This is a genomic window from Acidobacteriota bacterium (genome assembly GCA_035529075.1).
In the GTDB taxonomy this organism is placed as follows: Bacteria; Zixibacteria; MSB-5A5; order GN15; family FEB-12; genus DATKXK01.
On record DATKXK010000010.1, the window covers coordinates 304,936 to 329,447 of the forward strand.

A 24,512-nucleotide genomic window follows, 5' to 3' on the forward strand; every position below is an offset into this window, starting at 1 on the left:
ATGTCAAGGTCGTACGGGCACGCCGGCGCCTGATCACTCGTTTTCACATACGACTGCCGTACCGTATACCAGCAGTTCTGCCGCCCCCTGCATCATGGAGGACGTGGAGAACCTGATCATGATGATGGCGTTTGCACCGAGAGCCACAGCATCATGAACCATGCGATCTATGGCCTGCTCCCGCGATTCGGCCATCATCTTTGTATAATCCTTTATCTCGCCACCGACCACGTTACGGAACAGGGCGGCAATGTCCCTGCCGATGTGACGTGCCCGAATGGTGTTGCCCTTGACCAGGCCAAGGGTTTTGACAATCCGTTTGTGACAGATGTATTCGCCCGTTGACAGAATCACTTCATCACCTCCCGGTAGCGTTCGCGTCTGTGGGCAAAGAACCGTTCGCGGGCGTAGGAGACAAGCAGAAAAACGGCGCCGAGGCCGACCCCCGTGACGCCTAATTTGAGCCAGAGGGGATTGTCCGGGTTGGTATAAAGTGCCTGGAAAGCTTCGAACAGGCCGAAACTCAGCAGGATTACGGCTCCGAGCGAGAGGAAAATCCAGCCGATTCCGCGCTCCAGCTTTCGGTACAGCGAGCGCCAGTAGTTCTCCCAGATCTCATCGGGAAGATCCGCATAATGCATCATATCCGTCACCTTCTTGATCTTTCTCAAATCGTCCAGTTCGGCGCGAAGTTCCGGATTGGCGGCAAGCTCCTTTTCCAGGGCCTCGCGCTCGACCTGAGAAAGCTCACCGTCGATATATCCGGCCAGCAATTCCCTGAAATTCTTATCCATCATTGCGCCTCATAATAGCAGCCAGCCGTTTCCTGGCGTAGTAAAGCCGGGACATGACGGTTCCCCGCGGGATGTGCAGCAGCGAGGCAATCTCATCGTATGACATTCCCCGGAAGTGCTGCAGGACAATGATCTCGCGGTCATCGAACGACAACTCACGGAGCGCCGCAGCGAGCAGTTGCGTCGTCTCTTTGCGGACCAGTGCCGCCTCCGGGTTGTCGCGGCTGACCAGCAGGTAGTGAGCGGTGTCAAGATCCACCATTCGGTTCTCGCGGGAGGAGCGGCGCTTCAGCCAGGTCCGGCAGAGATTGGCGATTATCGTGTAAAACCAGGGGAGGAACGGTTGCGTCTCGTCATATGTCCGGGCTGACCGGTACACTCGCAGAAAGGCCTCCTGTGAGATATCAAAGGCATCGTCTTTATTGCCCACCAGACCCAGGGCCGTCCGGTAAGCCGTCTTCTTGTACCTCTCGACGAGGCACTGGAGGGCCTTCTTGTTTCCCTTCCTGATGTCCATGATCAGCTCAGAGTCGGTGTCCATCCTGCATTTTTCCTTCCCTGTTGGCTTACCAGCAAATCCGCAGCTTATTCAAAGACCAGGGGTGTTTTTTTCTTTTTTAGTTTGTCACTAACCTATTCTATTGCCTACCCTTAGCTAAATCAACAAGATTGACGGGACAGGGGAGAGCTTTACTGGCCATGCCACGGCACCATCGGGCTGACTGCGTGGCTGCGCTGCCCTTGAACCATAAGGTGATTTCAGAGGAGATATATCATGAGAGCGCGTAATCCGGCAGCCTTTATTGCCCTGCTTCTGCTCGGCTCCGGCATCATCGCCGGCCGGACCGAGGCGTCCGAATCCTCTGCTTTGCATCCGGTCTGCACATACTCGATAGTTGCATACGACAGCACGACGGGTCAGTTCGGTGCCGCGGTCCAGTCGCACTACTTCAAAGTGGCCGACGTTATCTGGGTCGAGCCGGGTCTCGGGGCGGTGGCCACCCAGTCGCTGGTGGATTTCGCCTACGGGCCGCTGGGACTGGAGATGATGAAGAATGGCCGGACCGCCCAGGAGGCGCTGGCCGGCCTGCTGGCAAGTGATCCGAACAGTTCGGTCCGACAGGTCGCCATGGTGGACCGTTACGGTAACGTGGCGACGCACACCGGCAAGAATTGCATCGCCGAAGCAGGCCATCGCCAGGGGAGAATCTACTCGGTTCAGGCCAATCTCATGCGCAACAACACCGTCTGGGACGCCATGGCTCAAGCCTTTGAAGAAACCCAGGGTGATCTTGCCGACCGTATGATGGCAGCCCTGGAAGCCGCGGAGGGCGAGGGCGGCGACATCCGAGGTAAACAGTCTGCGGCCATGATCGTCGTTACCGGCGAACCTACCGGCATGTCGTGGCTGGACCGAATCGTAGATATCCGAGTTGATGATTCCCCCGAACCCCTGGCGGAACTGCGCCGGCTGCTTAACATCACCAGGGCTTATGACTTCATGAACCAGGGGGACGAGTACATCGCCTGGAAGAAGTATGATGAGGCCAACGAAGCTTACGCCCGGGCCGCCGAACTGGCTCCGGGCAATCCGGAAATTCTGTTCTGGCACGCCGTCACACTGGTCTCCGTGGGAGAAGTTGAGCGCTCCCTGCCGATTTTCAGGGAGGTTTTCACAGCCGATGAATCCTGGCGTGAATTGGTACCGCGCCTGGTCGATTCGGGACAACTGCCTGACGACAAGGCGGTCATACTGAGCATCACCGTTCAGTAATAGTGAATCGGCACGGTCCGCGGTGACCGGATCAGGAGGGCACGTCTCAGGAAACCATCAGGCCAGCGGCTGAATCGTAAGGGGGGCTTACGCCTCTTTCGGCAGGGCGACCATGCGGTCAAGCTCTGCCGCGACGGCTTCACGCTCAAGCTTCTTCACGGTGATCAGCGTCCGGGCGTCAGACTTGGGGGCTTTTACAGCCACGTAATGGTGATCTGCCAGTCGCGCGATCTGGTGCAGGTGGGTAATGATGATAAGCTGGCGGTCAGTAGCCAGCTTTTTCAGTTTCCTGGCCACTTCATTGGCCGTCTGTCCACCGATACCCGCATCTACTTCGTCAAAGACGAGGAGTGAATGGTGCAGGTTGACGTTCTTTTTCTCGGCCGCCTTGAGGGCCAGCAGAACGCGTGAAATCTCCCCGCCGGAGGCCGTCTTCACAAGTGATTTCAGCGGCTCTCCCGGATTGGCGGAGAACAGAAAGCGCCCGCTTTCCAGTCCGTGCGGATGCGCCCTGACCGTGCTGTCGTCAAGCCGGATTCCGTCCGGGTCCTGCTCGTACAGGAACTCGAATTCAAACCTGCCCTGGTCAATGGCCAGTTCCGTGAGTTCCTTGGTGACGAGTTTCTTGAGGTATTCAGCCGCCTTACGGCGAACGGACGTCAGCGAGACCGCCTTTTCAGTGTAGGCAGTCTTCGTCTGTTCGGCTGTGTTCTGAAGTTCGGCGATGCGGGCTTCGGTATCGGGATGATCCCCGATTTGCTCATTGATCTCGGCCAGCGTCTGCAGAACGGCGGATTCGGACACTCCGTATTTTCTCTTGAGCTGATACAGTTCGTCCAGCCGGGCATTGATTTCATCAAGGCGAACCGGGTCGTCGGGAATACTCGAACCGTACTGCTCAATCAGCCGGCGCAGGTCTTCGAGTCGGTAGTCCATGTCGACCAGTTCCCGGAGTTGCTCGTCAAGGCCGTCGTCGATGGCGGCCATTTTCTCCAGTTCCCCGCGTGCCTGGCGCAAGTGGGTGAGAGCAGAACCATCTTCGTGATCGAGCGCCCGTTCGACGACGGATGCGGATTCCATGAGCGACCGGGAAGAATCGAGGATCGTCTTTTCGTGCAGCAACCGCTCCTCTTCGCCGACGGTGATTTTTGCTTTCTCAATCTCATCCTTCTGGAAGAGCAGAAGTTCCCGGTCCTTTGTGGACTGATCGCGCCGTGAGCGGAACCTGCGCAATTCGGCGGCCACCTTCTCCCAGTCGCCGAACAGGCTCGCAACTTCGTCACGGAGATCATCAAGCGCGGCGAAATGATCGAGAAAGAGCAGGTGGTTTTCCTCGCTCATCAGCATCTGGTTGGCGTGCTGCCCGAGAATCTCAGCCAGCGGCGCCGTTAGTTCTTTAAGCCGCGCCAGCGAGGAAGCCACGCCGTTGATCCTGACCTTCGAGGTACCGTTGGGGCGGATTTCCCGCTGCACCGTAAAGCGGTTGTCCTGGATGTAATCCTCGAAATCCTTCTTGTACTGTCCCTGCATGGTCGAGACATCGAACGTCGCCTCGACGCTTGCCTTCAGCTCGCCGGCCCGGATGAACTCCCGGTCGGCGCGTCCCCCGAGCGCAAGGGAGAGGGCAGTGACAATAACGGATTTGCCGGCTCCGGTTTCGCCGCTGAGAACCGACAGCCCCTTCTCGAACTGCAATTCGGCCCGATCAACCAGGGCGATGTTCGCTATTTTCAGGCTCTTAAGCATCACAGTCCCAACTGCTTCAGCCGTTCGACTATCTCCTCGGCCCGTTTCTGGTTACCCTCGGCCTCGGCCTCGCCAAGTTCTCTCTTTAATTGAGATCGGATGTCTTTCTGGCGTTTCTTAACAAAATCTTGGACCCGTTCCTTTATTTCGTGGTCCACTTTCTCCTGATCCCATTCCACGGCAGCCAGTTCGGTCAACAGAGAAACCGACTGATCGTCCTGAAAATGCTCGACCAGACGGTTGGCGCTGAGCGCGCCATCAGTCTCGTACTGGGTTATCATGGCTGCGTAAAGACGGGAAAGCTGGCGGGAATCGAAATCGTCCGGGCTGATCTGCTCGAAAATCGGGTCGACTGCGCCGGGGTAGCTCAAAAGCAGTGAGAGAAGTTCAAACTCGGTCTGGCTGTAACGGGTCGACCGTTCGGGCTCGACGGGCCGGGGGGCAACTGCCTGGCGGGCGCTGGTCAGGACCGACATGTCGATCCGGAGGGCCTGGGCGGCCTCCTGGAAAAAGATCGAGCGCCGCGTGGGATCGGAAATCTTCTCTCCCAGCGCGCCCAGTTCCTTGACCAGCTTTTCCCTGGCCACAATGCCGGTATCGTCGATCCGTACGTCTTTGACCCGGTACGGAATATATCCCAGTGCTTCGTGCCGGAGTTGCTCAATCCTCTCGCCGCCGAATTGCCGGGCCACGGAATCCGGGTCTTCACCCTCGGGCGGAATCATGACCTTGACTTCAATGCCGGCGTCGTACAGCGCGTCGACGGAGCGAAGGGCTGCCTGTTGCCCGGCTGAGTCAGCATCGAAAAAGAGGTACACTTCCCCGGCAAACCTGGCCAGCAGTTGGGCCTGCTGCTGAGTGAAGGCGGTCCCGGAGGAAGCCACGACATTGTGCACGCCGACCTGCCAGAGGGAAATGAAATCGAAATATCCCTCCACCACGATCACCGTTCCGGTGTCGCGGATGGTTTCCCGGGCGAAGTTCAGCCCGTACAGGACACCGCTCTTGCTGTATAGAGGTGTCTCGGGCGAGTTGACGTATTTTGCCGGTTCGCCCTTCTTGAGAGTCCTGCCGCCGAACGCAATCGGCCTGTTGCTGAGATTGAAAATGGGTATCATGAGCCGCTGGCGGAAGCGGTCGAAGTAATTGCCCTTCTTTTCGGAATAGCTGGCCAGTCCCGCTTTGACCAGTTCCTCGGGCTTGAGTCCCTTGCCCGTGGCGTGAGTAACAAGCCCGTCCCAGCGCTCGCCGGCCAGGCCGAGTTTGAACTGCTCGATACTGTCATCGCTGATCTGTCGTCTGTCTCGCAGGTAGCCCTGAAGCACCTTGTGGTACCGTGATTCAAAGAGAAGCCGGTGGTAGTAGTCGACCGCGACTTCGTGGGCGTAATTGAGGCGCTGCATCTGTTCGCGCCTGACGTCGGACACCTCATCCCGGATGACGACGCCGGCCTTGGCGGCGAGGTGTTTGACGGCTTCGACGAACGACATCTTCTCGTGTTCCATCAGGAAACGGAAGACGTTGCCCCCCTTGCCGCACCCGAAACAGTGGTAGATTTGCCGATCGGTGTTCACCTTGAAGGAGGGGGTCTTCTCGATATGAAAAGGGCAGACCGCTTCGTAGTTGCGTCCGCGCTTCTTCAGCCGGATATACTCGCCGATGATCCGGGCGATGTCGGTTGCCTCGCGAACCCGTTCTATGGTTTCCTGCGGAATCATTCTTTCAGTTTTACGATGGTGACGCCGGCGCCACCCTCGTTCCAGTTGCCGAGCCGGAGATCGACGACTTCGGGGTGTTTTCGCAGGTAGTCGGTCAGGGTCCGGCGCAGCGCGCCGGTGCCCTTGCCGTGGATAACGTATATTTGCGTAAGGCCGCTGACCACGGCTTTGTCAAGAAACTTGTCGAGAGCCTCGAGGGCCTCTTCGACCGTCATCCCTCTGAGGTGTATCTCCGGCGAAAAGGGCGCGCCGTTGTCAAAGCTGGTTCCAGCCTGCGCAGTCTGCTTGACGGGCCCGTCCGCAAGCGGCTCGAGATGGCGCAGTTCTACGACCGTGGTCATGGAACCTACGCGTACCCGAGCCCGGTCGCCGCGGAGCATGCGCTCGATCTCTCCCTCCTGGTCGAGCGTCAGAATGCGCACGCGGTCTCCTTTCTTGAGCTGTTCCGGCCACTTTGACCGTGGTCGGCCGGCTTCCAACTGCCGTTTCTGCGAAGCCACCTCCTGCTGCATCGACTTGAGATGCTGGTGCAGTTCCTTGACGGCTTTCTTTTCGGCCTGGGTTCGACGGATGTCCGCCACTAACCGTTCCGTCTCTTTGCGAGCGCGTTCCAGTAATTGCTCGGACTGTTCAAGAGCGTTTTTCTTCTCGGTTTCAATGTCGGCGTTCAGCTTATCCACCTGCGCCCGGTAGCCCTCCTCGAGCTGGCGGGCCTGGTTTAGACGTTCGGTGAGTTCTGCCCGGTCGTTTCGGACCGTCGCCAGCTCCGTCTCCAGGGCGGCAATCAGGTCGCTTAGTGAACGCTCCGCAGGTCCCAGCAGCAAGCAGGCATGGTCGCAGACCTCATCGGGCATGCCCAGCCGTTTCGCGATTTCCACGGCATACGAGGAGCCGGGGATTCCGACCTGAAGACGATACGTCGGGGCCAGCGATTCCCGGTCGAACTCCAGCGAGGCGTTCTCGATTTCCGGATGTTCCAGGGCGAGAGTCTTCAGGTAGGAGTAATGGGTGGTGGCGATGAGTCTTGAGCCTCTGGCAATCATATACAGGATTATGGCTTCGGCCAGCGCGGCACCCTCTTTGGGGTCGGTACCGGCCCCGATTTCGTCGAGCAGGACCAGCGTGTGTGGCGAGACGCCGTTGGTGGCGGCGACGACGTTCTTCACGTGTGAAGAGAAGGTCGACAGGGACAGTTCGATTGACTGCTCGTCACCGATGTCGGCGTAAATCTGGTTGAATATGCCGATCCGGGACTTTTCGTCGGCCGGAATCGGGAGCCCCGACTGTGCCATGAGGACGGTCAGACCGATTGCTTTCAGCGCGATCGTCTTGCCTCCCGTATTGGGCCCGGTAACGACCACGGCCTGGCGTGATTCATCCACCGTGAGCGTCAGCGGTACCACGTCTTCTTTCCGGCCGAGCTGGAAGATGAGCAGGGGATGGCGGGCGTCGACCAGTGAGAAGCCGGACGAGGTATCAATGGTGGGCCGGTTGGCATCGATCTCGACGGCCAGCGTTGCGGCGGCATGGATCATGTCCAGGATGCCGATCAGCCGGCAGTTCTCGCGCAGGGGATAGGCTCGCTGGGCGATTTCAGACGTGATGGCGCGCAGGATCCGGTCCAGTTCGAGCCGTTCGTCCTGCATCAACTGGTTTATCCGGTTGTTCAAGTCGACCGTTTCTTTGGGCTCGACATAGAACGTGGCGCCACTCTGACTTCGGTCGTGCAGAATGCCCATGTCGTTCGAGTACTGGCTGGCCACAACGGGGATGACATAGCGGCCGTTGCGCTGTGTCACCACGTCGTCCTGCCAGCCGGCCTGCTTGCGCTGGCCGGTAAGCACGCTCTCGAGCCGCGCGACAATCTTGCGGCGGGCGTCAAAAAGCCCCTCGCGAATCCGCTTAAGCTCGCGCGAGGCGTTGTCTCTCACCTCGCCGTTCTCGTCAATGGCTTTCCGTATTTCCTTTTTCAGTTCCGGGAAGGCGCGGATTTTTGGGAGATAGGCGGCCACGGCGGGAAACTTGGCCCGCTCCTCCTGGTCGTAGCCGTTCAGGTCCATCGACACTTCAACCAGTTCAAGGACCTTGAGCATGTCTTTGGGATCCAGAAACGATCCCTCGAGCAGCGCCTGGGTGAGGAATTCACGGCAATCCTCAAGCCGGTACAGGGGAAAGGCCGAGCCGAACCTGACTATGTCCTTCATCTGCGCGATCTCATCCTGCCGGCGGTCGATCTCCTCTTTGTCGAAAAGCGGCGTGATCCCGCCTACGACTTCAGTGCCATACGCGGTCAGGCACTTGCCGGCAACGGCGGCGATAACCTTTGGGAATTCCAGAGTTTGCAGTGTATGCTGGTCGATCATCGGCCCAGATTTCCAAAAGAAAAAAACCGGCTTCGAGCCGGTTTTTAATATATGCGAATCCTGATCAAATCAAAGCAGTTTAGATTTTAGCGTCGCCGAAGAAGTAATCGATCTGCCGCAGAACCTCGTGCACCTGCCGCCGCTCTTCGTCAAGAAGACCCTTTCCGGCCTGCCCTCCGCTCGGGGCAAACAGCAGCGTGTTCTCCACCTTTTCCATGAAGCTGGGGTTTTTCGGATGAATGAAGGAGGTGCCTTCGTACACGACGGGGATAGTCTTGGCCACGGTCGAGCCGAACAGCGAGGCCTCGAAAGCGGTGTAGAAATTACCCGGCATAGGCAGCAGGAAGACCAGGAAAGTCAGGAAGGCCACGGCCGTCCAGCCGCGCAGGAACCCGATCAGGGCGCCGCCCATCTGGTCCCGCCTCTTGGTCTCCTTGAGGTTTGCCACCTTGTAAAACAGCATCCCCATCAGCTTGAAGGCCGCATACGAGATAGCCAGAAGGAACACGAAGGACAGAAACGCACAAACGAGCGGAGAGCCGCCGATCCGCTCATAGACCCACACGGCGAAAACGTCGATGTAGTTGATCGAGGCGATCAGGGCAGAAAAAAAGACGATGAATGCAATCAGCTCGCGAATCAGGCCTTTCTTTGAACCGATGATGACCGACGCTAAGAGCAGTACGATAAGCAGGCCGTCAATCCAGTTCATGACACACTCCCCGTGATGAATTCATTCCTTTGACGAAAAATATAGGTGGGTGTTAAACTATTTGGCAAGGATTTCCGTAACCAGGTGATTGACCATCTTTCCGTCCGCCCGGCCTTTTATTTTGGGCATGAGGACCTTCATCACCTGGCCGATCATGCGCGTGGAATCGGCACCTGCCTCTGCGATGGCCGCCTCGATCATCTGCCTGAGTTCGCCTTCGCCGAGTTGTTCGGGCAGGTACGAAGTGATGATCTTCAGTTCCTGCTCTTCCTTTTCAGCCAGATCCTCACGGCCGCCTTGCCGGAACTGCTCGATAGACTCCCGCCGTCTCTTGGCGGCGGAGTTGAGCACCTCGACAGACTGTTCGTCGGTCAGATCTTCACCGACGGCGATCTGTCGGTACTTCCAATCAGATTTAAGGCCCCGAAGCACGCTGACCTTTGCCTTGTCACCGGCTTTCAGGGCCTCTTTAAGATGCTGATCGATTCTGTCCTGCAGGGCCATTAGATTCTCTCGGACAGATGGCGCATCTTGCGGGCCTTGCGCCGCGCTGCCGCCATCTTGCGCTTTTTCGTCTCTGATGGTTTCTCGTAATGCAGATGCTTCTTGTAATCGGACAGAATGCCCGCCTTTTCGCAGAATTTATTGAAACGTCGGAGAGCTCGCTCAAATGATTCGTCGTCGCGTACTCTGACTCCGGTCAAACAGAACACCCCCCTTCACAACCAACCTGCCTGTCGTTCAAATATACCTCCACCTTTCTAAGCTTCTATCGGATAGTATATTAAAAAATCCACGCTTTGTCAACCGGCCGGCAGTGGATTCCTTCTAATTCGCCACTCCGCACTCAAAGGCTTCACAATCGCGCAATTCTCACACGATCGCGGAACACGGTAACCATCCTGCCGATATAAGAGGCATGCCCTTTACCACCGCCCATCCGGCCCTTGTCCTGCCGTTGAAACAACTGTTCCCGAGATATGTTTCGTTAACCGGGCTTGTGGCCGGGGCCATGGCCCCGGACCTGCTGTATTTCCTCTGTCTGACAACGGACTACCGGGGCGTCAGCCACAGTTGGACCGGGCTGCTCCTCTTTTGCCTTCCGGCCGGGCTGGCCTTCTGTTTCGTTTTCCATTGGTGGTTCAAGGGACCGTTTCTGCGTCACTTTCCCGCCCCCCTCGACCGTTTTTTCTCCGGCCTGGCGGACCGGCGCTGGTTGCCGACAGGCCGGGGGCAATGGCTGGTGCTGATCCTGTCACTGACGGCAGGCGCACTATCGCATTTCTTCTGGGATTCATGGACGCACGCGGACGGAGTGGTGGCGCAGAGTTTTCCATGGTTGCTCGAACACCTTGATTTTGCGGGTCTTCACGTACGATACACGGAGCTAACTCAGCATCTGAGCACACTTTTCGGCACCATCCTGATTCTGTGGTACATCGCGTCCGGCAGGCTGATTCCGCCCGCGGCCACCCGGCCTCAATCCGCTCGTACGCCCGGTCAGAAAGTCCGCTTCTGGCTGACCGGCCTTGCCTGCTCCGTGATCCTGGCCTTCGGTGCCGTGTGGCTACATTTTGGATCGTTGACCCTTGACCCGGCCGCGCTGCCCGGCAGTTTCCATCTGTATCACAAGCTTGGTCTGGGCAGTTGGGCGGGCTTTTTCTGGGCTGCGTGCGCATATACGGTCGCAGGGCGACTGATCGAGCGAACACGCTCTGGTGCAGTCAGTTCCGGGGAGAACCTGAAGTCATAGATTAGAAAACACTGATCGTGAGGACTCACGTCTCTTTCAGAAACGTCAGCTTTTCCCGGCCCGCATCGGACATGAAGTGGTAGTGCACGTGGTCGATTTCCTGGCCGTAGCCGTTGTTTATCACGAGCCGGAAATGTTCCTCAAGGCCGAGCTTTGAGGCCACGAATTTGGCCGTATCATTCAGCAGTTGCAGCACTTCGGGGGGTGTCTCGATGAAATTGCGGTGCTCCTCCTTGGGGATGATCAGCAGGTGAATCGCATCTCTGGGCCGGTGATCCGCGATGACAATCACCCGGTCGGTCTCGTGGAATATTCTCGCGGGCAGTTCACGGTTAATGATGCGAGTGAACACGGACGGCATTGGTGGCTACCACTCCCACATGATTATTGCTTTCATACCGGGCATAACCTGGTTCATGGAAAACAGCACTTCCCGGTGATCGCTGTCGACCCGGAAAACATGGGGGTTTCTGTCGGTGAACCTGGTTCGGTGGCCCAGGTAAGTGAACTCGACCCAGCCTGATTTGACCGGGCGATCCTGGGGAAACCGGATACGGAAGGTATACTTTTTCGCGGGATGAGAAATCGAGATCGTGAAAAACTCCGTTTCGTTACGGAAGCTGTCTCGCATAGTCCAGGCGGTCTGGATTTCCCGGACCTGGTGCCGTCGGAGTGGTTTCTTGAGGATGACGTCGAGTTCATACTTGTTCGGGCGGTCGGGAACCTGCCTTTTGGTACAGGTCACGTTGTCACTGTAGGTGATGTCTTCCAGCGGGCCGTCCGACCACAGGCCGGTCTCGGTATATTGGCGTATTTCCGGCGCGTCGGTCGTAATCTCCTTGGTCTTTGTATATCGCGCGCTCTGCCCGGTGGCATCGAGAAGCTCCAGCGTGGCCCCGGTGCTTTGGATGACAAGGGTACTTTTCGGCCTTAACCGATTGAAGCGGCTGTCGATCTGCGAGCGCCTCCACAGGTAGTACAGGACGGTAAGAGGGACGGAGATGATGAGGATCCCCCAGCCACGGACGCTGGCCTCCCGGATGACCAGAACAAGTCCGGAGAAAACGAGTAGCGCGAGAATAACGCCAAGGGCCTTTACGACAACGGATCTATTGTGATCTGCGGACATCGATCCCTCGTTACCGGTGACGACCACAAAATGGTGAGAGTGAACAAGGAATCCCGCCTCTCAGCGGCCGGCCGGGCAAAGTCAAGTCGTTATCGCGCATATGAGTAAGTGCCAACCCGGTGATTCGGTCGGCCCAACGGCCGGCTCGTTGGAGTCTGGACGCCGATCGACCAAACCGTGTGCGGCCCTCACACGCGGGCCGCGGCCTCGATCAGTGATCGATCTCAGGCTATCCAGGCCGCGAAGAAATGTCAACAACTATTCGGCCGTGTTTTTGTTGACGGGGCATGCCGGCGGGTTTAAGCTTTTGGCAAATGTGCCGATAACGCCTCCGGGACAAGATATAGAAGTGAGGTAGAGATGGCAGTAGGATCAGACGGCGGTGGTGATACGAACTGACCGCCCGGAAAAGAATGATTTGACGGCCCGGTTGACCTTTAGGTCGATCGGGCCTCTTTCTTGTTGGACCGTCCCTTGCCAACGGCCTCGCCGTTGATTAAATTCCGTTATGGCAAGGCAGGGAATCTGGTGACTTACACGTCGTTTTTCGCAGGCGCTGGGAGGGCCGAGCATGTCCGGTCATTCAAAATGGTCAACGATTAAGCGAAAGAAGGGTAAAGCCGACCAGGAGCGCGGCAGAATTTTCACCCGTCTGATCAAGGAGATCATTGTAGCGGCCCGCGAAGGGGGCGGAGATCCCGAAAGCAACACCCGTCTTCGATCCGCCGTCGCGGCGGCCAAAGCGGCCAACATGCCCCAGGACAACATCAAGCGGGGAATCTTAAAGGGGACGGGCCAGTTGCCGGGCGTCTCGTACGAATCTGCGACCTACGAAGGCTACGGTCCCGGCGGAGTGGCCCTGTACCTCGAAGTGCTGACTGATAACAGGAATCGAGTAGTGGCCGACATCAGGCATATCCTTTCCAAGTATGGCGGCAACCTCGGGGCGAACGGCTGTGTGGCCTGGATGTTCGACAAGAAGGGCGTCGTTACCGTGGATTTGGACGCTGCCGATGAAGACAGCCTGATGGAGATTGTCGTGGACGAGGGAGCCGAGGACATAAAAACGGATTCCGGGGCGTATGAGGTCTACATGGACCCGGGCGTGCTGGATAATGTCCGGTCCGCCATCGAGGGAAAGGGCATCACGATCGCCTCGGCCGAGGTGACGATGGTGCCGCAGAGCACGACGAAGCTGGAGACGGAATCCGAAGCCGGTTCGATGCTCAAGATGCTGGAGCTGCTCGAGGAACACGATGACATCCAGAAGGTGTATTCCAACTTCGACATCGATCAGGAATTGCTCGAAAAGCTCGCGGGGTGATGCCCGGCGCGTGCGCCGCCCTTGCCGGACGGGCACTGATCCTGACCGGGCGGACTGGCGGCTTCCTTGACCCCGGCACTGAAGAATCTTTCCGGTTTGCTGATAGACCTCGATGGCACCGTTTATGTCGGCGACGAGCCGGTTGCCGGTGCAGTCGAGGTGATTGATTTCCTGCGGTCGAGAAATATCCCGTTTCGCCTGACCACCAACACAACGACGCGCTCACTTAGCTCCCTTCACGGCAAACTGGTTTCGATGGGATTGCCCGTTGAGCCCCACGAGATTTTCAGCGTGATACGTGCGGCCGTGGCCTACTTGCGCAGTAAAGGCAAACCCTCGTGTTACCTGTTGCTGACGGAGGACCCGCGCGGTGATTTCGCCGATTTCCCTCAGTCCGACGAACAGCCGGAGTGTGTCGTAGTCGGTGACATAGGCAAGTACTGGGATTATGAGCTTGTAAACCGCGTTTTTCGCATGGTGCTGCAGGGGGCCGACCTGGTTGCGCTTCACAAGGGTCGATACTGGCAGACCGAAAGCGGCTTGCAGGTTGATATCGGTGCCTTTGTGGCCGGTCTGGAATATGTAACGGGCAAAGAGGCTGTCGTCATCGGCAAACCGTCGAGATCCTTCTTTCAACTGGCCCTGGAGGATCTCAACCTTCCGGCCGGTCAGGTAGCGATGGTGGGTGATGATATCGCGTCGGATGTCGGCGGCGCGCAGCAGGCGGGCATGCACGGGATTCTGGTCAGAAGCGGCAAGTATAGAGAAGAACTGGTGGCACACTCACCGGTGAAACCTGAACTGACTATCGACTCGATCGGTGACCTGGTCGGCCTGTTGTGAGGCCGGGTTTGCCGGCGTTATCAAGCTGCAAACCCTCACATTGGAGGGCGGGGGCGACTTTTTTATTGGAAATCCGAGCACGGGCGGATATACATGTGGTATGCGAGTGCTTGGTATCGACCCCGGGCTGAACGTGACCGGTTACGGGGTTCTTGACGGAGACGACAGGCAGGTTCGGCTTGTCGAGGCAGGCGTTGTCCGGACCGATTCTTCGGCGCCGATGGCTGATCGTCTGCGAGAAATAGCCGCGCAGATGGACCAACTTATCGGCCAGTTCCGGCCGGACGCGGTGGCGGTGGAGGACCTGTATTCGCATTATGCGCACCCGAAGACAGCCATAATCATGGGCCACGCGCGCGGCGTGGTGTTTCTCAAGGCCGGTGAGGCGGGCATCGAGGTGCACCAGTACGGGGCGACCCGCGTCAAGAAATCGCTGACCGGCAACGGCCGGGCCACCAAGCGGCAAATGCAACTGATGATCCGGTCGACGCTCGGTCTGAATACGATTCCGGAACCGGACGATGCCGCGGATGCCCTGGCCACGGCCCTATGCCATTGCCGGACGCTTGGCAGCAGAGAGGCGGTCCTGCCGTGATCAGTCGTTTGCGAGGCACTCTTGTGCAGGTGCATGACCAGCACGCGCTGGTTGAAAACGGCGGTTTGTACTACGAAGTGCTTCTGCCGTCGGCCCTGGCCGACCGCCTCAGGAACGATGGGCACGTCAGTCACGAGATCGTTTTTGAGACGATTTACTATATCGAAGCGGGTGACAGGAAATCCAGCCATTTTCCGCGTCTCGTGGGCTTTACCGATCCGATCGATCGTGAGTTCTTTTCGCTGTTCACTCAGGTGCCGGGCCTCGGCGTGAAGAAGGCTCTCAAGTCGCTTATCATACCTATCAGCGATATCGCAACGGCGATTGAAGGCAAAGATGCCGCCTGTCTGTGTCGGCTTCCCGGTGTGGGAGGTCGGCTGGCCGAAAAGATTATCGCCGAACTCAACGGCAAGACGGCCAAGTTTGCCCTGTCGAAGGTGCGTGAGCCGTTAGCCGCAAGCGAACAGCGCCCCGTCCCGCTGGCTGAAGACGCACTGGAGGTCCTGTTGCAGCTTCAGTACGGTCGGCGCGAGGCCCAGGAAATGATCCGTGAGGCGATGCAGGCAAACCAGACAATACGGAGTGCGGAACAGCTTATCACTGAGATCTTCAGGAACGAACGGCAGGCGAAGGTCAAGTCCTGATGACGCGCGATCGCATAGTATCCGGCACGCAGCTTACACCGCAAGAAGACCTCACGCAATTCTCTCTGCGCCCGAAGGTGCTCAATGAATATATAGGTCAGCAGGAGTTACGCGAGAAACTTGAAGTATTACTTCAGGCCGCAAAGGGGCGAGGCGAGCCAATCGAGCACGTGCTGCTCTACGGCCCCCCGGGGCTGGGCAAGACCACTCTGGCACACATCATAGCGCGCGAGATGGGCGCCCGGATTGTCTCGACCTCAGGGCCCGCGCTGCAGCGAACCGGCGATCTGATGGGCATTCTGACCAACCTTGCAGCCGGTGACGTTCTTTTCATCGATGAGATCCATCGGCTCTCCTCGGTCATCGAGGAGTTCATTTACCCGGCGATGGAAGACTTCAAGGTGGATTTCGTCGTTGACAAGGGTGCTTTTGCAAAAGTCATCAACATTCCGCTGAACCGGTTTACGCTGGTGGGTGCGACCACGCGCGCCGGTATGCTGACAGCTCCGCTGAGAGACCGGTTCGGCCTGTACTACCATATCGACTTCTACCCGCCTGAGGATCTCGAAGAGATAGTGATGCGCTCGGCCGGGCTTCTGGAGATCGAGATTGACCGCGAGGCCGCGCGGGTGATTTCACGGCGGTCCCGCGGTACGCCGCGCATCGCCAACCGACTGCTGCGGCGGGTGCGTGATTTTGCCGCGGTGAAGGCGGACGGTTTGACGAACGCCAAGATCGCTGAACAAGCCCTGGATGCCGAGGGGGTGGACTCGGCCGGCCTGGACAACCTTGACCGAAAGCTCCTTCGGGTTATTATTGACTACTACAAGGGCGGTCCGGTCGGGATCGAAGCCCTTGCCGCTACGCTCAGTGAAGAAGCGGACACGCTGGTGGACATGGTGGAGCCGTACCTGCTCAAGATAGGTTTTGTGCAGCGGACCAGGCGCGGTCGGGTGGCATCGGAAGACGCGGCCCGGCACCTCGGGTCACAGCTTCCTTCGGCCGGTACGCAGCAACGCCTGTTCTGAAGTTTGATGAGAATCACGCTGGTGACAACTACAGGCTGTATTATTCCGGCCGGGGAATTGCGCCGCGCTTGATGAATTTGTGCTCAACTGGACCGACACGGGGAGATAAACTCGCTGATGGCAAATGAGGATTTCAAGCTGCTGATACAGTCGCTCGGCGGGCGGCTGACAAAGGGTAGCGAAGATGGCGTGGCAGTGGTGCACGTGCTGATGACTGAGACGGTGAAGTTCCGGGACAAGCTCAAAGAGGAAACCGGCGAAATCCTGACCGTCGGGGATACCCGCGTCGCGCTCGATGCCCTGGAATGCCGACTTAACGGAAAACCTCTCCCGGAAGGTCTGACACCGGAACAGGCGGCCCTGGCCCAGATATATGTTGACCGGCTTACCTTGTTCAAGGGCTGAAGAGCTTGATCGACGGAAATCGGGTGTTCGATGCTCGACCAGATCGGCAAAGTCCTGATCGTCGCCGGAGCGGTGATCGCGCTGTTCGGGCTGGTCCTGTTGCTGGCCGGGCGCGTTCCGTTTTTCGGCAAGCTGCCCGGCGATCTCGTGTTCCGCGGCAGGCACGTTACGATCTATGTCCCGCTTGTGACCATGCTGCTGATCTCGCTGGCGGTCACGATCCTTCTTAACCTTTTCGGTCGGGGACGGTGAGCGGGCGTGGAACTGTCCCTTTTTGACTATCACCTGCCAAAAGAACTGATCGCACAGTTTCCGTCGGGACGGCGAGATCAGTCGCGTCTGCTCGCGTATGATCGGAACGGCGGCCGGATAGACCATCTGAAGTTCCGCCGCCTCGTCTCGTTTCCGAAAAAGGGGGACGCCCTCGTTGTGAACAATACGAAAGTGTTCAAAGCGCGGCTTCTGGGCAGGCGGAAAACCGGAGGACGGGTTGAGACCCTTCTTGTGCGGAAAGCTGCCGGGCGTGCAGGTGAGGTATGGGAAGCACTCCTCAAGCCTTCAAGCCGCCTGTCTGAGGGTGAGGAAGTTCTATTCGGAGAAGGTGATCACCTGCTGCTCCAGGCTGATGTCGGGGGCGGGCGCTGGCTGGTTCATTTCGCGTCCGGGGCCGTTCGAGAGCGAATCATCCGCCGGTATGGTCATGTCCCGTTGCCGCCGTATATCGCCCGCCAGGACCGGCCCTCGGATATCCGGCGTTACCAGACCCTGTTTGCGGCCGGAGACCGGGTGGGGGCCATCGCTGCTCCTACGGCCGGGTTTCACTTTACGCGGCCGATTCTCCGGGCGCTTGAAGCCAAAGGGGTCAGGATTGTCGAACTGACGCTGCACGTGGGGCCGGGCACTTTCAAGCCCATCCAGTGCCGGGATATTGGCGATCACGTCGTCGATCCGGAGATGGCCGAGCTGTCGTCGTCGTCGGCGACGGTCTTGAACCGTGTACGCGCGGCAGGGGGCGCCGTCTACGCGGTCGGGACCACCGCCGTCAGAACGCTGGAGTCGGCCAGGCTGGTCGGCGGGAGACTTCAGCCGTTCGGCGGGATGGTTGACCTTTACATCAAGCCGGGGTTCCGGTTTCGGGTGGTGGATCATCTGATCACCAATTTCCACCTGCCCCAGTCGTCGCTGCTGGTGCTGGTGGCGGCCTTTGCAGGGCGCGAACAGATTCTCAGCGTCTATCGTGAAGCCATCAAGCAGCGGTATCGTTTCTACAGCTACGGTGACGCCATGCTGATCTTATAATTAGCTTTGCCGCTAATTCCGTCCGCCCTATATTCAAACGCGATGAACGTCACGGCACTAATTGTAGCCGCCGGGAAGTCCGAACGCTTCGGCGGCGCCGCGCCCAAGCAGTTTCGGGAGCTCTGCGGCCGGCCTCTCCTGACCTGGACGATCAGCCGCTTCGAAACGGCCTCGTCGATTGACCGGATTGTCCTTGTTGTCTCGGAAGAGCACCTGCTTTTCGCCGGTGAGAAGGTCGTGGATCCTTACGGTTTTTCAAAGGTTATCAAGATTGTCAAGGGAGGTGACACGCGGCAGGAGTCGGTGCGGCTCGGTCTGGAGTCCCTGCCCGTCTCGACCCGGTTCGTGGCCATACATGACGGCGCTCGGCCCGTCGTTTCCCCGCGTGATATCGACCGCGTGGTGGAAGCAGCAACGGTCGACCGTGCAGCCATGCTGGCGCTGCCCGCCGGTGACACGGTCAAGCGAGTGCGGGATAAGCTGGTCATCAGTACTCTCGACAGGGATTCACTGTACCTGGCACAGACGCCGCAGGTGTTTCAATACGACCTGATTGTCTCGGCCCACCGGGAGTTCAGCGAGAGTGACGCGGCCACTGACGACGCGGCGCTCGTTGAAAGGAAAGGCTTCAAGGTGCGCGTGGTGGAACCCGAAAGCCCGAACATCAAAGTGACGACACCGGAGGACCTGGTCGCGGCGTCGGCCTTCCTGCAGGAGGAAGGGCATGAGTGAACTGCGTATAGGGCAGGGTTTCGATATTCACCGTCTGGTGGCCGGCCGGGACCTGGTGATCGGCGGCATCCGGATCGACTTTGAAAAAGGGCTCGAGGGCCACAGTGATGCCGACGTTCTGTTGCACGCCATTATTGACGCCCTTCTGGGGGCGGCCGGCCTGCCCGACATAGGCCGCCAGTTTCCGCCGAGCGACCCCGCATACCGAAATGCCGACTCCGCGGAACTGCTCGGCACCGTGGTTTCTCTCGTCCGCCGGGCCGGGTACAAGGCCATCATCAACGTGGACAGCACCATACTGGCGGAGAGGCCGGCCATGCATCCGCACGTTCCGGCCATGAAGGAGAAGATCGCCCGGGTGCTGGACGTGGCTGAAGACCGAATAAGTATCAAGGCCACGACGTGCGAGCGCCTGGGTGCGGTCGGCCGAGAGGAAGGAATAGCCGCCCTGGCAGTCTGTCTGATCGCGCGCGATGAATGATTCCCTGGTCCATATCAACGAGTATCTCGACCTGCTGTTCGCTTACGGGCCGGTGTGGGTCTATGTCGTAGTTTTCTCGGCTTGCTTTGTCGAGAACCTGTTTCCACCTTTTCCCGGTGACACTTTCATTTTAGCCGGTGGCGGCCTGGTCGCGGTGGGGCGGCTTGACCTGGCCTTGTGCCTTCTGTCGGTTATCTCCGGGGGGTTGTGCTCGGTCATGTTGCTGTACGTGTTAGGGCGGAAATACGGGCGCAGTTTTTTTATCAGGAAGGACTATCGGTACTTCTCGGCGTCCGATATATACCGTATGGAGTCGGGCTTTCGACGCTGGGGTGTGTTGCTGCTGGTGTTTTCGCGGTTTGTGGTCGGAGCCCGTTCAGCCCTGGCACTCGTGGCCGGGATAGGCCGTTACCCGGTGCTCGGGATGTTCATGTATTCGCTGATATCCTACTTTTTGTTTACCGGACTGGTCATGTATATTGCCCTCGTGCTGGTCGAGAACATCGAGGCTGTAGCCGGATACTTCAGGACGTACGAACTCGTAATCTGGCCGATACTGATCGTCCTGGTTATCGTGTGGGTGGTGCGAAGAATCGGGAAACGCAGGAAAGCGGGTGCGGCGTGAGGGTTCTGTTGCTGGCCGGGGGCACGTCGAGCGAACGGGAGGTCTCGATGACCACCGGGAAAGCCATACATGAGTCACTGCGCCGCCAGGGCCATGAAGTGCTGGCTATCGATCCCGCCTCCGGCAGGACGCTGCTGGACCATGACGGGAAATTCCTCGAAGACCCGGAGGCCGGGCGGTCGCAGGCAGGCTCGGCCGTGGCGGTGCGGCCGACGGCGCTGGTGACCGGTCTGAACAGGGAAGAGTACGATAACATAGACCTGGTCTTTCTTGCGCTCCACGGGGGCACCGGTGAGAACGGTTCCATTCAGAACCTGCTTGAGCTCTCGGGCAAGCGATTCACCGGGTCATCCATGGTCGCTTCGGCCATTGCCATGAACAAGGCCGTCTCCAAACGCCTGTTCAGTTCGGTGGGTGTCGCCACGCCGGAGTGGGAACTTTACAGCCTGAAACGGGATGACTCCGTCGAGGAGTTGTCCGAAGCCATAATCGAGGACTTTAACTTTCCGGTGATCGTCAAGCCCAACGCCAGTGGGTCGACGGTTGGTCTCACAAAAGTGGACGGTCCGGAGGGGCTGGCCGGGGCGCTTAAGCGCGCCGCCGCTGAAGGCCGGGATATTCTGGTGGAACGCTATATCAAGGGGCGCGAGATTACCGTCGCCGTACTTGACGGCCACGCCTTCCCGGTGGTCGAAATCATTCCCAAGAACGAGTTATACGACTACGAGGCCAAGTACACCAAGGGGAAATCGGAATACGTGGCGCCGGCGATAATCGCGGAGAGCCTGAGCCGCCAGGTCCGCAATGCGGCAGTCGCCGTCTATCAAGCCATCGGTGCCTCGGGGCTGGCGCGTGTAGACTTCGTGCTGGCCGAGCCCGATACGTATTACTGTCTTGAGTTGAATACACTTCCCGGAATGACCGGTCTGTCCCTTGCCCCCATGGCTGCCGGCTGCGAAGGCATCAGCTTTGACGAGCTTGTCACCATGATTATCAAGTCAGCTTTGAAACGGTCCCATTGACTACCTGTGCAGAAGCTTGAACCCAAAGCGATAATCTTCGATCTCGGCTCCACCCTTATCGAGTACGAGGCCGTACCGTGGGATGAGTTGAGCGCCGTCTGCGTGGCCGCGGCCCGGACGGAGCTGGTGCGCAAGGGAATCTCCCTTCCCGGTCAGGAGGAATTCATCGCTGCCTTCGATCAGGTACGGCAGGCGTATCGGGAGCGGGCGCAGAGTGACCTGACGGAATGGAACGTGCTGCAGGTGGCCGCAGGGCTGTTTGAGGCGATCGGTGTCCGGTACGACGAGCCTTTGCTTCAGGTCTTCTTTGATGCCTACTACGTGCCCGTGGGCGAGCAACTTTTCGCCTTCGAGGACACGGTGCCCACTCTGCAGACGTTGAGGGGACAGTTCCCGGTCATCGGTCTGGTTTCCAACACCGTTTTTCCCGAGGAAGCGCATCTGCGGGAACTGGACCGCTTCGGGATCAGCCCGTATCTGGATTTCACGTTGTTCAGTTCCACCTTCAAGCTCAGAAAGCCGCATCCGGACATTTTCTACCGGGCGGCCAATCTGGCGGGCTACGCGCCGTCCGAATGCGTCTACGTCGGTGATCGCTACGTCGAGGACGTCCAGGGGCCGAACGCGGTCGGTATGCCGGCGGTTCTCAAGGTCAAGCCGGGGCGAGTCTATCCGGACGACATGCCCGCTGCCGTGCGGAGGATTGACACGCTTTCGGGACTGCTTGAACACCTCGAAAACGGGGTGGACTGAGTACCCCTGCCTGAGTATATTCCGTCTTACCGCCCGATGGGGTTAATGATGATGGTTTTTGACTGGCTGAGGTGAAACTTTGGATAAGACTGAACTGCTGCTCAAGGAGATTACGGAGGCCAACGGCGTCTCCGGGTATGAGGGGGAAGTCCGCAAGATCATGGCCCGCGAATTCAAGGGCCATGTAGACGAGATTGAGTACGACAAGCTGGGCTCGATCATGGGGGTCAAAAAGGGTACCGACGCGTCGCCGCGTGTGATGGTCGTGGGGCACCTGGATGAGATCGGGTTCATGGTCAAGGAAATTACGGCCGAGGGGTACATCCGGTTCCTGCCGCTTGGCGGTTGGTGGGGGCACGTAGCACTCGGGCAGCGGATGCGAATTATCACCTCTCGCGGGCCGGTGATCGGGGTGGTGGGAACCACTCCGCCACACTTGCTGACCGCCAAGGACAGAGAGAAGGTGGTAGAGGTCAAGGACATGTTCATAGACGTCGGCGCCCAGGAGAAGTTCGACGTCAAAAAGAAACTGCATATCAAGCTGGGCGACCCGATTGTCCCGGACAGTCTGTTTACCGTCATGGGTAACAGGAAAATGTATATGTCCAAGGCCTTTGACAATCGGGTGGCGTGCGCCATCACCATCGAGGTGATGCGGAAACTGGATCGGGTCAGGCATGCCAATACAGTGCTCGGTTGCGGTTCCGTACAGGAGGAAGTGGGGCTGCGCGGCGCCCAGACGCTGGCGCACATGGCCGAGCCCGACGTTTGCATAGTTTGCGACACCGGTGTGGCCCAGGACGTGCCGCCGGACGGTTTCAAGAAGGAGGAAAAGCTGGGCGCCGGGCCGTGCATCCTGCTGTACGACGCCAGGATGATTCCGAACACCGGCCTGCGGGATTTGTCCATCGCGACGGCCAGGGCGAACAAAATCCCCTACCACCTGTCGTACATGGAGCGCGGCGCCACCGACGGCGGCCCGGTCCATCTCAGCCGCAGCGGTGTGCCGTCAATCGTTATCGGCCCGCCGGTGCGCTACGTGCACAGCCATAATGGAATACTCAATCGATCCGATTATGACAATAGTATCAGGCTCATCGTTGAGCTGATCAAGAAGCTCGACGCCAAGACAGTGCGCTCGCTAACCAGGGACTAAGATGCCATGGCTCTCGTATTCAAGAACAGTCTGACCGGCGCAAGGGAAGAGTTCGTTTCGATCACTCCCGGGAAAGTGAAGATGTATACATGCGGCCCGACGATATACGGTTACGCGCACATAGGCAACATGCGGACGTTCGTGTTCGAGGATCTCCTGCGGCGCTACCTGAAGTACAAGGGATACGAGGTTACGCAGGTGATGAACATTACCGACGTTGATGATAAGACTATCCGTGACAGCCAGGCCAAGGGCGTGACGCTGGCCGAGTATACCAAGCCGTTTGCGGAGGCGTTCTTCGGGGATATCGACGCGTTGAGGATTGAACGCGCCGAACACTATCCGGCCGCGACGGCGCACGTTCCGGAGATGGTCGAGATCGTAAGGAAGCTGGTGGAAAGAGGGCTGGCCTACGAGATCGACGGCGACTACTACTTCAGGATATCCGAGTTTCCTGACTACGGCAGGCTGGGGAACGTTGACGTCAAGGGGCTCAAAGCCGGCGCCCGGGTGGCTGCGGACGAGTACGAGAAAGATTCGGTGTCCGATTTCGCCCTCTGGAAGGCGTGGGACGAGGCGGACGGCGAAGTCTTCTGGGAGACCGAGCTGGGCAGGGGCCGGCCGGGCTGGCACATCGAGTGCTCCGCCATGTCCATGAAATACCTGGGCGATCGTTTCGACATCCACACCGGCGGGGTCGACAATATGTTCCCCCACCACGAGAACGAGATTGCCCAGAATCAGGGTGCCACGGGGCATAAGGTCGTCAACTATTGGCTGCACTCGGAACATCTTCTGGTCGAGGGCCGGAGGATGTCCAAGTCGCTGGGCAATTTCTACACGCTGCCGGATATTCTGGCCAAGGGCTACCCGCCGCTGGCGGTTCGCTACCTGTTGCTGTCCACGTACTACCGGCAGCAGATGAATTTCACGTTCGACGGTCTGGATGCTGCCCGTGCCGCGCTGGAACGTTACAGTGACTTTGTGGCCAACCTTGCGGCTTACCCCGGCGGCCGGTCAAGCGGTGAGGCGGAAGGATTCTGCAAGCGGGCCGAGGCGGCTTTTGAGGAGTCTCTGGATGATGATCTGAACATATCGGGTGCGCTCGGGGCGGTGTTCGATTTTGTTCGCGATATCAACCGGCTTAAGGCCGAGGACAAGCTTGGGGCCGAGGAGCGCGACCGAGCCCTGACTGTTATCCGCAGGTTTGACACGGTTCTGGATCTGCAGGCTGAAAAGGCCGTACTTGACAGCGAGATAGAGGGACTGATCGAGAAGCGAACACAGGCCCGCAAGGAGCGTGATTTCGCCCTGGCCGACAAGATCCGCGATGACCTGGTAGCGATGGGTATTGTGCTCGAGGATACCCCGCAGGGTGTCCGCTGGAAGAGAAAAGTCTGAGCGTCCGGCAAAGCTACGGGACGACAGATCGAATCCTCTTGACTTGCCGGGCGGGTGAGTCTTTCCTTGCAAGTAAGCTAAGCCGGCGTAACTCAGTTGGTAGAGTAGCTGATTTGTAATCAGCCTGTCGGGGGTTCGAGTCCCTTCGCCGGCTTATTCTGTTTACAGGCACCTGAAGCGTGCGTATAGTCGCGATGTAAATCGATCCGGCACGT

At 58.6% G+C, this 24,512-nt stretch carries 28 protein-coding genes and 1 tRNA gene; 18 read left to right on the forward strand and 11 right to left on the reverse strand.

Annotated features, from left to right (window positions below):
• Window positions 1-33: 33 nt before the first annotated feature.
• From VMY05_04545 to VMY05_04555, 3 genes are read right to left on the reverse strand one after another with little or no spacing between them, the layout of a single operon-like run.
• Window positions 34-354 (reverse strand): YbjQ family protein, encoded by a 321-nt coding sequence (locus VMY05_04545; GenBank protein HUV30347.1) that lies wholly within the window; start codon window positions 352-354, stop codon window positions 34-36.
• Entirely contained in the window at window positions 351-797 is a 447-nt protein-coding gene (locus VMY05_04550; GenBank protein ID HUV30348.1) for a hypothetical protein, read from the reverse strand. The genes VMY05_04545 and VMY05_04550 overlap by 4 nt, the downstream gene beginning before the upstream one ends.
• A complete protein-coding gene (locus VMY05_04555; GenBank protein ID HUV30349.1) occupies window positions 787-1,335 on the reverse strand; it encodes an RNA polymerase sigma factor in 549 nt (182 codons plus the stop codon). Before VMY05_04555 ends, VMY05_04550 begins: the two co-directional genes overlap by 11 nt.
• A gap of 234 nt (window positions 1,336-1,569) precedes the next feature.
• Here VMY05_04555 and VMY05_04560 point away from each other — a divergent pair, with 234 nt between their 5' ends.
• Window positions 1,570-2,568, forward strand: coding sequence for a DUF1028 domain-containing protein (locus tag VMY05_04560; GenBank protein ID HUV30350.1), 999 nt, complete (start codon window positions 1,570-1,572; stop codon window positions 2,566-2,568).
• Between the two features lie 87 nt (window positions 2,569-2,655).
• Here VMY05_04560 and recN read toward each other — a convergent pair whose 3' ends face one another.
• The 6 genes from recN to rpsU all read right to left on the reverse strand — a co-directional run bounded on the left by recN (window position 2,656) and on the right by rpsU (window position 9,811).
• Window positions 2,656-4,314 carry a DNA repair protein RecN gene (gene recN, locus VMY05_04565; GenBank protein ID HUV30351.1) on the reverse strand — a complete coding sequence of 553 codons (1,659 nt, stop codon included), beginning with the start codon at window positions 4,312-4,314 and terminating at the stop codon, window positions 2,656-2,658.
• Window positions 4,314-6,032, reverse strand: a complete 1,719-nt coding sequence (gene dnaG / locus VMY05_04570) for a DNA primase (GenBank protein HUV30352.1) — start codon at window positions 6,030-6,032, stop codon at window positions 4,314-4,316. The genes recN and dnaG overlap by 1 nt, the downstream gene beginning before the upstream one ends.
• On the reverse strand, window positions 6,029-8,395 hold the full coding sequence (locus tag VMY05_04575) for an endonuclease MutS2 (GenBank protein HUV30353.1): 2,367 nt from the start codon (window positions 8,393-8,395) through the stop codon (window positions 6,029-6,031). The genes dnaG and VMY05_04575 overlap by 4 nt, the downstream gene beginning before the upstream one ends.
• A 79-nt stretch (window positions 8,396-8,474) precedes the next feature.
• Window positions 8,475-9,107: a CvpA family protein gene (locus VMY05_04580; GenBank protein ID HUV30354.1), complete on the reverse strand. Its 633-nt coding sequence runs from the start codon at window positions 9,105-9,107 to the stop codon at window positions 8,475-8,477.
• Between the two features lie 57 nt (window positions 9,108-9,164).
• The gene (locus VMY05_04585) at window positions 9,165-9,611 is read right to left on the reverse strand and encodes a GatB/YqeY domain-containing protein (protein ID HUV30355.1); all 447 of its coding nucleotides are present in this window, start codon (window positions 9,609-9,611) and stop codon (window positions 9,165-9,167) included.
• Entirely contained in the window at window positions 9,611-9,811 is a 201-nt protein-coding gene (rpsU, locus tag VMY05_04590) for a 30S ribosomal protein S21 (GenBank protein HUV30356.1), read from the reverse strand. Before rpsU ends, VMY05_04585 begins: the two co-directional genes overlap by 1 nt.
• A gap of 215 nt (window positions 9,812-10,026) precedes the next feature.
• Between rpsU and VMY05_04595 the strand changes: the two genes are divergently transcribed.
• Window positions 10,027-10,860, forward strand: coding sequence for a DUF4184 family protein (locus VMY05_04595; GenBank protein ID HUV30357.1), 834 nt, complete (start codon window positions 10,027-10,029; stop codon window positions 10,858-10,860).
• Window positions 10,861-10,885: 25 nt separating this feature from the next.
• Here VMY05_04595 and VMY05_04600 read toward each other — a convergent pair whose 3' ends face one another.
• A complete protein-coding gene (locus VMY05_04600; protein HUV30358.1) occupies window positions 10,886-11,221 on the reverse strand; it encodes an HIT family protein in 336 nt (111 codons plus the stop codon).
• A gap of 6 nt (window positions 11,222-11,227) precedes the next feature.
• Window positions 11,228-11,989 (reverse strand): hypothetical protein, encoded by a 762-nt coding sequence (locus VMY05_04605; GenBank protein HUV30359.1) that lies wholly within the window; start codon window positions 11,987-11,989, stop codon window positions 11,228-11,230.
• 571 nt (window positions 11,990-12,560) lie between these two features.
• Between VMY05_04605 and VMY05_04610 the strand changes: the two genes are divergently transcribed.
• The 16 genes from VMY05_04610 (at window position 12,561) to VMY05_04685 (ending at window position 24,451) form a co-directional block, all read left to right on the forward strand.
• Window positions 12,561-13,313, forward strand: a complete 753-nt coding sequence (locus tag VMY05_04610) for a YebC/PmpR family DNA-binding transcriptional regulator (GenBank protein HUV30360.1) — start codon at window positions 12,561-12,563, stop codon at window positions 13,311-13,313.
• Between the two features lie 66 nt (window positions 13,314-13,379).
• Window positions 13,380-14,156, forward strand: a complete 777-nt coding sequence (locus VMY05_04615; protein HUV30361.1) for a TIGR01458 family HAD-type hydrolase — start codon at window positions 13,380-13,382, stop codon at window positions 14,154-14,156.
• Window positions 14,157-14,256: 100 nt separating this feature from the next.
• Complete coding sequence (ruvC, locus tag VMY05_04620; GenBank protein HUV30362.1) at window positions 14,257-14,751, forward strand: crossover junction endodeoxyribonuclease RuvC; 495 nt, start codon at window positions 14,257-14,259, stop codon at window positions 14,749-14,751.
• A complete protein-coding gene (ruvA, locus tag VMY05_04625; protein ID HUV30363.1) occupies window positions 14,706-15,395 on the forward strand; it encodes a Holliday junction branch migration protein RuvA in 690 nt (229 codons plus the stop codon). Before ruvC ends, ruvA begins: the two co-directional genes overlap by 46 nt.
• On the forward strand, window positions 15,395-16,423 hold the full coding sequence (ruvB, locus tag VMY05_04630; protein ID HUV30364.1) for a Holliday junction branch migration DNA helicase RuvB: 1,029 nt from the start codon (window positions 15,395-15,397) through the stop codon (window positions 16,421-16,423). The genes ruvA and ruvB overlap by 1 nt, the downstream gene beginning before the upstream one ends.
• Before the next feature lie 117 nt (window positions 16,424-16,540).
• A complete protein-coding gene (locus VMY05_04635; GenBank protein ID HUV30365.1) occupies window positions 16,541-16,828 on the forward strand; it encodes a hypothetical protein in 288 nt (95 codons plus the stop codon).
• Between the two features lie 30 nt (window positions 16,829-16,858).
• Window positions 16,859-17,080 (forward strand): DUF2905 domain-containing protein, encoded by a 222-nt coding sequence (locus tag VMY05_04640; GenBank protein ID HUV30366.1) that lies wholly within the window; start codon window positions 16,859-16,861, stop codon window positions 17,078-17,080.
• A 6-nt stretch (window positions 17,081-17,086) separates the two neighbouring features.
• Window positions 17,087-18,127, forward strand: a complete 1,041-nt coding sequence (gene queA, locus VMY05_04645) for a tRNA preQ1(34) S-adenosylmethionine ribosyltransferase-isomerase QueA (protein HUV30367.1) — start codon at window positions 17,087-17,089, stop codon at window positions 18,125-18,127.
• A 42-nt stretch (window positions 18,128-18,169) separates the two neighbouring features.
• Entirely contained in the window at window positions 18,170-18,859 is a 690-nt protein-coding gene (gene ispD / locus VMY05_04650; GenBank protein HUV30368.1) for a 2-C-methyl-D-erythritol 4-phosphate cytidylyltransferase, read from the forward strand.
• Window positions 18,852-19,340, forward strand: a complete 489-nt coding sequence (gene ispF, locus VMY05_04655; GenBank protein ID HUV30369.1) for a 2-C-methyl-D-erythritol 2,4-cyclodiphosphate synthase — start codon at window positions 18,852-18,854, stop codon at window positions 19,338-19,340. Before ispD ends, ispF begins: the two co-directional genes overlap by 8 nt.
• Entirely contained in the window at window positions 19,333-19,965 is a 633-nt protein-coding gene (locus VMY05_04660) for a DedA family protein (protein ID HUV30370.1), read from the forward strand. Before ispF ends, VMY05_04660 begins: the two co-directional genes overlap by 8 nt.
• The gene (locus tag VMY05_04665; GenBank protein ID HUV30371.1) at window positions 19,962-20,987 is read left to right on the forward strand and encodes a D-alanine--D-alanine ligase; all 1,026 of its coding nucleotides are present in this window, start codon (window positions 19,962-19,964) and stop codon (window positions 20,985-20,987) included. The genes VMY05_04660 and VMY05_04665 overlap by 4 nt, the downstream gene beginning before the upstream one ends.
• 6 nt (window positions 20,988-20,993) lie before the next feature.
• Complete coding sequence (locus VMY05_04670) at window positions 20,994-21,740, forward strand: HAD family hydrolase (protein ID HUV30372.1); 747 nt, start codon at window positions 20,994-20,996, stop codon at window positions 21,738-21,740.
• Between the two features lie 79 nt (window positions 21,741-21,819).
• Window positions 21,820-22,896 carry a M42 family metallopeptidase gene (locus tag VMY05_04675; GenBank protein HUV30373.1) on the forward strand — a complete coding sequence of 359 codons (1,077 nt, stop codon included), beginning with the start codon at window positions 21,820-21,822 and terminating at the stop codon, window positions 22,894-22,896.
• A gap of 6 nt (window positions 22,897-22,902) precedes the next feature.
• Window positions 22,903-24,297, forward strand: coding sequence for a cysteine--tRNA ligase (gene cysS / locus VMY05_04680; GenBank protein HUV30374.1), 1,395 nt, complete (start codon window positions 22,903-22,905; stop codon window positions 24,295-24,297).
• Window positions 24,298-24,378: 81 nt separating this feature from the next.
• Window positions 24,379-24,451 (forward strand) — tRNA-Thr (locus VMY05_04685).
• Window positions 24,452-24,512: the final 61 nt, after the last annotated feature.

Excerpts from the sequence above, each read along its gene's own strand:
- ruvB (HUV30364.1), top strand. The coding sequence starts at position 15,395 with ATGACGCGCGATCGCATAGTATCCGGCACGCAGCTTACACCGCAAGAA.
- VMY05_04610 (HUV30360.1), top strand. The coding sequence starts at position 12,561 with ATGTCCGGTCATTCAAAATGGTCAACGATTAAGCGAAAGAAGGGTAAA.
- VMY05_04605 (HUV30359.1), bottom strand. The coding sequence starts at position 11,989 with ATGTCCGCAGATCACAATAGATCCGTTGTCGTAAAGGCCCTTGGCGTT.
- VMY05_04640 (HUV30366.1), top strand. The coding sequence starts at position 16,859 with ATGCTCGACCAGATCGGCAAAGTCCTGATCGTCGCCGGAGCGGTGATC.
- VMY05_04580 (HUV30354.1), bottom strand. The coding sequence starts at position 9,107 with ATGAACTGGATTGACGGCCTGCTTATCGTACTGCTCTTAGCGTCGGTC.
- VMY05_04600 (HUV30358.1), bottom strand. The coding sequence starts at position 11,221 with ATGCCGTCCGTGTTCACTCGCATCATTAACCGTGAACTGCCCGCGAGA.
- dnaG (HUV30352.1), bottom strand. The coding sequence starts at position 6,032 with ATGATTCCGCAGGAAACCATAGAACGGGTTCGCGAGGCAACCGACATC.
- ispD (HUV30368.1), top strand. The coding sequence starts at position 18,170 with ATGAACGTCACGGCACTAATTGTAGCCGCCGGGAAGTCCGAACGCTTC.
- VMY05_04660 (HUV30370.1), top strand. The coding sequence starts at position 19,333 with ATGAATGATTCCCTGGTCCATATCAACGAGTATCTCGACCTGCTGTTC.
- recN (HUV30351.1), bottom strand. The coding sequence starts at position 4,314 with ATGCTTAAGAGCCTGAAAATAGCGAACATCGCCCTGGTTGATCGGGCC.
- VMY05_04585 (HUV30355.1), bottom strand. The coding sequence starts at position 9,611 with ATGGCCCTGCAGGACAGAATCGATCAGCATCTTAAAGAGGCCCTGAAA.
- cysS (HUV30374.1), top strand. The coding sequence starts at position 22,903 with ATGGCTCTCGTATTCAAGAACAGTCTGACCGGCGCAAGGGAAGAGTTC.
- VMY05_04575 (HUV30353.1), bottom strand. The coding sequence starts at position 8,395 with ATGATCGACCAGCATACACTGCAAACTCTGGAATTCCCAAAGGTTATC.
- VMY05_04550 (HUV30348.1), bottom strand. The coding sequence starts at position 797 with ATGATGGATAAGAATTTCAGGGAATTGCTGGCCGGATATATCGACGGT.
- ruvC (HUV30362.1), top strand. The coding sequence starts at position 14,257 with ATGCGAGTGCTTGGTATCGACCCCGGGCTGAACGTGACCGGTTACGGG.
- VMY05_04560 (HUV30350.1), top strand. The coding sequence starts at position 1,570 with ATGAGAGCGCGTAATCCGGCAGCCTTTATTGCCCTGCTTCTGCTCGGC.
- VMY05_04635 (HUV30365.1), top strand. The coding sequence starts at position 16,541 with ATGGCAAATGAGGATTTCAAGCTGCTGATACAGTCGCTCGGCGGGCGG.
- ispF (HUV30369.1), top strand. The coding sequence starts at position 18,852 with ATGAGTGAACTGCGTATAGGGCAGGGTTTCGATATTCACCGTCTGGTG.
- VMY05_04595 (HUV30357.1), top strand. The coding sequence starts at position 10,027 with ATGCCCTTTACCACCGCCCATCCGGCCCTTGTCCTGCCGTTGAAACAA.
- VMY05_04555 (HUV30349.1), bottom strand. The coding sequence starts at position 1,335 with ATGGACACCGACTCTGAGCTGATCATGGACATCAGGAAGGGAAACAAG.
- ruvA (HUV30363.1), top strand. The coding sequence starts at position 14,706 with ATGCCATTGCCGGACGCTTGGCAGCAGAGAGGCGGTCCTGCCGTGATC.